This is a genomic window from Mycobacterium sp. TH-M11 (genome assembly GCF_057473725.1).
Genome location: NZ_JBYCLD010000135.1, coordinates 1 through 6,918, shown reverse-complemented (window position 1 = coordinate 6,918; position 6,918 = coordinate 1). Strand labels below are relative to the sequence as shown.

The 6,918-nt window shown below is 64.7% G+C and carries 7 protein-coding genes; 1 reads left to right on the top strand and 6 read right to left on the bottom strand.

Features of this window, described 5'->3' with window-relative positions; genetic code table 11:
- The 6 genes from AC2VOG_RS05940 to AC2VOG_RS05915 all read right to left on the bottom strand — a co-directional run.
- Positions 1-716: MCE family protein (locus tag AC2VOG_RS05940; protein ID WP_486938989.1), on the bottom strand; the 716-nt coding region annotated here is incomplete at its 3' end.
- Entirely contained in the window at positions 713-1,900 is a 1,188-nt protein-coding gene (locus tag AC2VOG_RS05935; protein ID WP_486938988.1) for an MCE family protein, read from the bottom strand. The genes AC2VOG_RS05940 and AC2VOG_RS05935, both read right to left, overlap by 4 nt.
- 12 nt (positions 1,901-1,912) lie before the next feature.
- Positions 1,913-2,776 (bottom strand): MlaE family ABC transporter permease, encoded by an 864-nt coding sequence (locus AC2VOG_RS05930; RefSeq protein ID WP_486938987.1) that lies wholly within the window; start codon positions 2,774-2,776, stop codon positions 1,913-1,915.
- A 16-nt stretch (positions 2,777-2,792) separates the two neighbouring features.
- Positions 2,793-3,602, bottom strand: coding sequence for an MlaE family ABC transporter permease (locus AC2VOG_RS05925; protein ID WP_486938986.1), 810 nt, complete (start codon positions 3,600-3,602; stop codon positions 2,793-2,795).
- Positions 3,603-3,751: 149 nt separating this feature from the next.
- Positions 3,752-4,960 carry a CaiB/BaiF CoA transferase family protein gene (locus tag AC2VOG_RS05920; protein WP_486938985.1) on the bottom strand — a complete coding sequence of 403 codons (1,209 nt, stop codon included), beginning with the start codon at positions 4,958-4,960 and terminating at the stop codon, positions 3,752-3,754.
- Complete coding sequence (locus AC2VOG_RS05915) at positions 4,957-6,444, bottom strand: aldehyde dehydrogenase family protein (protein WP_486938991.1); 1,488 nt, start codon at positions 6,442-6,444, stop codon at positions 4,957-4,959. The genes AC2VOG_RS05920 and AC2VOG_RS05915 overlap by 4 nt, the downstream gene beginning before the upstream one ends.
- 340 nt (positions 6,445-6,784) lie before the next feature.
- Here AC2VOG_RS05915 and AC2VOG_RS05910 point away from each other — a divergent pair.
- A partial coding sequence (locus AC2VOG_RS05910; RefSeq protein WP_486938990.1) for an SDR family NAD(P)-dependent oxidoreductase occupies positions 6,785-6,918 on the top strand: 134 nt, incomplete at its 3' end.

Here is a 6,918-nt window from a genome sequence, read left to right as displayed (position 1 = left end):
CCGAAAGTGTCTCGGTCGTTCGCCAGCCCCGTGATCAGCCGCTCGAGGCGATCGATCGCGCCGGAGAATTGACCGCCGTCCTTTTTCAGGGTTGCCGCCAGGGTGTTCAGGTTCTCGATCAGACGCTCAATCGTTTGGTCGTTGTCGGCCAGCGTATTGGTTAATGACGACGACTTGGCCAGCAGCGATTGCAAGGTGCCGCCTTCACCCTGGAACACTTCCAACAGAGCTGACGACAGCGCGTTGACATCTCGCGGATTCAGGCCGTGGATAAGCGGTTTCAGTCCGCCCAGCAGCAGATCGAGATCAAGTGCGGGCGCGGTGTGACTGACGTTGATCTGCCCGCCGGCCGGTAGCCGCTTGGCCGAACCCGGCCCGTCGACCAGTTCGAGATACCGATCACCGACCAGGTTGAGGTATCGCACCGCCGCCTTGGTGCCCTCGGTCAGCGCGACGGTCCGGTCTGCGTCGAACTTCACCACCACCTTTTTGTCCGGCTGCAGGGCGACACCGTTGACGGTGCCCACCCGGACGCCGGCGACCCGCACCGAGTCTCCGGCCTTCAGACGCGACGCATCGTTGAAGAGCGCGGAATATCCGGTGACCGCGCCGGTGCGGTACTGGCCGAAGGTAAAGAACAAAAACGCGGTCAGCACCGACATCGCGACGACAAAGACGCCGAACTTGATGACCGTGGCGCGCAGTGAGCCCCTCATCCCTGTTGTCCGACCTGTGCGGGATTGCGCGGTGGGCCGTCAATCGGGCCGTACAACAGCTGTTTGAGGCCGTCGAAGTTGAGCAGCAGTTGCGGATTGCCGTACACCACCGGATTGGAGCCGGTGTCTGCGATGAGAACTTTGGCCGTGCTGTTGAAGGGACGGTTGGGAAGACCCATGCAGTGCGGGCCGCCCGTCGCCGCAACCTTGGGCAGGTTGGCCGGATACCGATAGCGTTCGGCACCCCACGTGAGACTCGACGAGATCGCGATGCTCGGTTCGGGCAATACCGGCCCCTTCGCTATAACCGCATCACCGGCGAAGGTGCACGTCAGCGCCGGGGCGTATTCGTTGAGCAGATCGGTCGTCGGCGCCAGCAGATGGAAGACGTTCGTCAACGCATTCCGGTTGGCGCTTAGGACGTCATTGCCGACGTCGGCCAGACCTATCGCGCTGATCAACAGTGTGTCGAGGTTGCGTCGCTCGTCCACGATCGTCTTGCTGATCTTCACCGAGTTGTCAAGGGTCTTCACCAGATCCGCCGACGCATCGCCGTAGGCCCGGAACACCGGTGCCGACATGGCGATGTCGTGGCTCAGCGCCGGCAACGTCGGTTGGAACTTCGCCAGGAACGAGTCGAAGTCGCTGAACGCCTGCCCGATCTTTTCGCCTCGGCCGCTCAGTGCTTGCGAGATGGCCCCGAGGGTTTCGTTGAGCTTCGCGGGATCGAGCGTACCCAGCACCGCCGTCAACTGTTTGAACACCGTGTTGACCTCGACCGTGACATGGTCACTGTCGAGCACCTGACCGGCGTGCAGAGCCCGTGTTGATGGTTGCGCCGGGGGCACCAGTTCGACGAACTTGGCGCCGAACACCGTCGGCGAGGTGAGGTCGACGAGCACGTTGGCCGGAATCAAGTGCAGCTCGGCGGGATACATCGCCAGATGCAGTGCGGCTTGACCGTCCGGGCGCAACTCGATCGAGGCAACCTTGCCCACCTGCACGCCGTGCATCTTGACTTTGGCGTCCGGGTTCATCACCAGACCGGCCCGCGGGGACAGCACGGTCACCGGAACACTGTCGGTGAAGCTGCCCCGGAACAAGCCCACCGCGACGGCAACGATCGCGACGAGTACCGCGACGGTCACCAGGCCCGTCAGCGCGCGAATCCCGTTGTGGCGCATGGACTATCTTCCTTATCCCGAGAGATTGAAATTGCCGTTTGAGCCGTAGATCGATAGCGAGACCAGCAGCGTCACCGACACCACGACGATCAGCGACGTGCGCACCGCGTTGCCGGTCGCGACACCGACCCCCTCTGGCCCGCCAGACGCGAAAAACCCGTAGTAGGTGTGCAAAAGCAGGACCGCGATCGCCATCAGCACCGCCTGCAGGAACGACCACAATAGATCGATCGGGTTCAGGAAGGTGCCGAAGTAGTGGTCGTAAAGCCCACCCGACTGGCCGAACAGTACAACAGTGGTGAATTGACTTGCCAGGAAAGACAATATGACGGCAATGCTGTACAGCGGAGTGATGGCGAGCATGCCCGCGATGATCCTGGTGCTGACAAGGTAGGAGACCGGCCGGATCGCCATGGATTCCAGCGCATCGATTTCCTCGCTGATCCGCATCGCACCCAATTGCGCGGTAACACCGGCACCGAACGTGGCAGCCAAACCGATTCCGGCGACCACCGGTGCCGCGATACGGACATTGATGAAGGCGGCCAAGAATCCGGTGAGCGCCTCGATACCGATATTGCCCAGCGAGCTGTAGCCCTGTACCGCGAGCGTGCCGCCGGCGGCCAGCGTCAGGAAGCCCACGATGACGACAGTTCCGCCGATCATCGCCAATGTCCCGGCGCCCATGCTGATTTCGGCGACAAGGCGGATGATCTCTCGCCGGTAGCGGGTGACCGCGAAGGGTATGCCGGCCAGTGCCTTACCGTAGAACACCGTGTGGTCACCTACCGAGGCCAGCGCGCCAACGGGCCGGCGCCAGTAGCCCAAGGCGTGAAAGGCCCGCGGATATGCGGCTCGCAGCGTCCTCACCGACACGGCATCTCCCCCATCATCACTTCGTGGTGAATCGGATGCCGATCGCCGTGACGACCACATTGACGACGAACAACGCCATGAACGCATAAACCACGGTCTCGTTGACGGCATTGCCGACTGCCTTGGCGCCGCCACCGGAAACCGTCAGTCCTCGATAGCACGCGACCAGCCCGGCGATGACACCGAACAGCGATGCCTTGACACAGGAAATGACCACCTCGGGCACCCCGGTGAGCAAGGTGATTCCGGCGGCGAACGCGCCCGGATTGACGTCTTGCACGAAGACCGAGAACACATAGCCACCAACGATTCCGATGATGACGACCAGGCTGTTGAGCAGGAGGGCCACCAAACCGGCGGCGAGCATCCGGGGAGTCACCAAGCGCTGGACCGGGTTGATGCCCAGCACTTCCATCGCGTCGATTTCTTCGCGAATCGTTCGCGAGCCGAGGTCCGCACACATCGCGGTCGCGCCGGCACCGGCCACGATCAAGACCGTCACCAGCGGACCGACCTGGGTGACCGCGCCGAAAGCCGCACCGGCACCGCTGAGGTCCGCGGCGCCGAGTTCGCGCAGCAGGATGTTGAGGATGAAACTGATCAAGACCGTGAACGGAATCGCTACCAGGAAGGTCGGGGCCAGCGCGACGCGCGCGATAAACCAGGACTGCTCCAAGAACTCTCGCGCCTGGAACGGTCTGCGGAATGCGAATTTGATGGCGTCAGCGCCCATCGCGAAGAGCCCACCGACGGCCTGCATCGCGCCGGACAGCCCGTTCGGCATGCTGATCCCGGTAGACCAGCGCTCCGCACCTTTAGTCGCCATCGGTGCGCACCGTCCCTTCGCGTCGTTCGCGTAGTACCACGCTCTCGGACAGGGCGGACCGAGCGATTCCCACATTTGGAAGCGTCCCGCGAGTATGACCTATTTCATCTGCCGCGGGAGTGAAAACCGGCAACCGAGCGACCTCCACGTTAAGTGACCGCGCCGATAGTTTTGAGCTCGATGATGCGGTCCCAGTCGAACCCCAGCTCCTGCAGGATTTCGTCGGTCTGCTCGGCGAACCCGGGCGCAGGTCCCGACACCGGTGCGGCCACGTCGAACTGGACGGGGTTGGCCACCAGTTCGAGTTCTCCTGCCTGCACTACATATTCATTGGCGCGGACCTGAGCGTCACCCGCTGCCTGCAACGTGTCCTGCACCGGGGCCCACGGCCCGGCGAGGGTGGCAAACCGTTCGCTCCAGTCCGCAAGGCTGCGCGTGGCGATGGTCTTGCTGAGGATCTGCACGGCCTCCGCGGTGTTGGCGGCGATGTTCTCGTTTGAGTCGAAGCGCGGATCGTCGGCCAACTCGGGCTGGTCGATGTGCCGGCAGACGTCGGCCCAGAACTTGCTCGCCTGCATCATCACGAACGAGATGTAGCGGCCGTCCGATGTCGCATACAGGCCAACCAGCGGATTGATCGGTGACCCGTGCACCCCGGGCGGGAACGCCTCCATGCGCTGACCCAGATGCGTCGTCAAGGCCACCGTGTGGCCCAGCGACCAGAGGCCGCTGCCGAGCAGCGAGACGTCGACGACCGACGGTTCACCGGTGCGCTCACGCTTGAGTAACGCCGCCGCGATGCCACCGGCGAGGTTGGTGCCAGAGATGGTGTCGCCGTAGGCCGGTCCGGGCGGACCGACCATGCCTTCGGTTCCGGGCGGAGTGATGGTGGCCGCGGTTCCGGCTCGGCACCAGAACGCGGTCATGTCGTAGCCGCCTTTTTCCGACTCGGCGCCGCGCGGCCCCAGCGCGCTACCGCGGGCATAGATGATGGTCGGGTTGACCGCGCGAATGTCGTCGACATCGATACCGAACTTCCTGCGGTGACCGGGCAGGAAGCTGGTCAAGAACACATCGGAGTGGCGGGCCAACTCGTAGAGCACCTCTATGCCCTCAGGCAGCGAGATGTCCAGGCCGACACTGCGCTTGCACCGGTTGGCGTGCTCGATGTTGGGGTTGGGATCGCCCTCGACCCGCAGCATGCCGGTCTGGCGCAGACCGCGCTGCGGGTCGCCGGTGACCGCGTGCTCGACTTTGATGACGTCGGCGCCCCACTCGGCCAGCACCGCACCCGCGGACGGGACGAACCCGTACATGGCGACCTCGAGGACGCGGATGCCCTCCAGCGGCCTCGTCACGCCGACCCCGCTGGGACGGCTGGGACTGCCAGGGTCTTGCACTCCAAGAATTCCTCCAGCCCTGCCACGCCCATCTCGCGGCCGACGCCCGATTGCTTGAAGCCGCCGAACGGGGCGTCGGCGCTGAAGTAGTTGCCGCCGTTGACCGAGAACGATCCGGCGCGGATACGGCGCGCGACCGCCAGCGCCCGGTCCTGATCGGCGCTGAACACGGCGCCGGCCAGGCCGAAGATGGAGTTGTTGGCGATGCGCACCGCGTCGTCGTCATCCTCGAAGGCGATGACGGCCAGCACCGGGCCGAAGACCTCCTGCTGCGCGATCTCGCTGTCGGGGTCGACGTTGGTCAGCAGCGTGGGCGCATAGAAGTAGCCCGGGTCCAGCTTCTTGCCGCCGGTGACCAGGGTCGCACCATCGGCGACGGCTCGCTGCACCATGCCGTCAACCTTGTCGCGCTGCCGCTCGTTGATCAGCGGTCCCATATAGGTTTTCGGGTCGGCCGGGTCGCCGTGGCGCACGTGAGCGAAGTTCTGCGCGATCAACTCGACAATCTCGTCGTGATGCTTTCTGGGCACCAGCAGCCGCGAGGTCAGCGCGCAGCCCTGGCCGGCGTGGGTGACCATCGAGAACGCCGCGAACACGCTCGCGCCGGCGAAGTCGGCGTCGTCGAGCAGGATGACCGCCGACTTTCCGCCGAGTTCGAGGAAGACGCGCTTGACGGTCTCGCTGGCCGCCGCCATGATCTGACGGCCCACGGGCGTCGACCCGGTGAACGTGATCACGTCGACGTCCGGGCTGGCCGTCAACGCTTCTCCGACAGCCGAATCCGACGAGCTGAGCACGTTGACCACGCCGGGCGGGATATCGGTGTGCTCGGCGATCAGTTCGCCGAGCGCCAAGGTGACCAGCGGGGTGTCCGGCGCGCCCTTCAATACCACTGTGCAGCCGGCCGCCAGCGCGGGCGCCAGCTTCGCCAATGCCAGCTGGTTCGGGTAGTTGTAGGCGATGATCGCGCCGACGACGCCGGCGCTTTCCTTTTCCACCCAGCGCTTGTGCCGCATGCCGCGGGATTCGATTTCACCGAGATCCTCGGTCATCGAGTAGTTGCGCAGCACATCGGCGTAGTAGCGGACGATCTTGATTGGCTCGTCGAGTTGGGCGCCGTGAGTGAGGGCGCGTGTCGCGCCCACCTCGGCGATGGTGAGCTCACGCAGTTCCTCGGCGCGGTCGAGCAGCGCCTGGTGCAGTTGGTCGAGGCAGTGGATGCGGAACTCCGCGTCGGTCGACCACGTGGTGGTGTCGAAGGCCCGTCGCGCGGCCGCAATCGCGCGCTGCGCCTCGGCGAGGCCGGCGTCGGGGGCGTAACCGAGCACTTCACCGGTGGCCGGGTTGAGGGACGCGAAGACGTGCTCGGCGGTGACAAGCTCGCCGTCGATCAGCAGCCGCCGGTCAGGCCCGCTATCCGTCGATGCCTGCGCGTCCTGCATCGTCGCGGCGCTGGGTCCACGGCCCCGCTCCTCCTCAGAACCCTGCGCGTCCTGCATCGTCGCGGCGCGGTGCTGCGGTGACATTCGGGCTCCTCGACATCGGGATAATTACATTCTCATTCGGGGCGAATAATACATTCCCTGTACGAGAATTCAACGAAACGGGAGAAACGAGACTGCTGTCCTCGTAGGCGATATACGCACCTACGGATTGCGGCGTCAACCCAGGTTGGGGCCGGTTTCTACATCGCCTTGCGAGCCCCCACAACGCGAGAGTAGGGTTCTCGCATCTGGAAGGGAGATTCTTTGTGTGCGGTATGACGCCTATCCCGGCGACGCCGTGAGAACGGCTGTTGTCACCGGCGGCGGCTCGGGGATCGGCCTTGCCATCGTCGCGCGACTGCGCAAGGACGGCTACCGGGTCGCGACCATCGACCTCGAACCGCCCGACGCCGACCTCGCGTTCACCGCCGA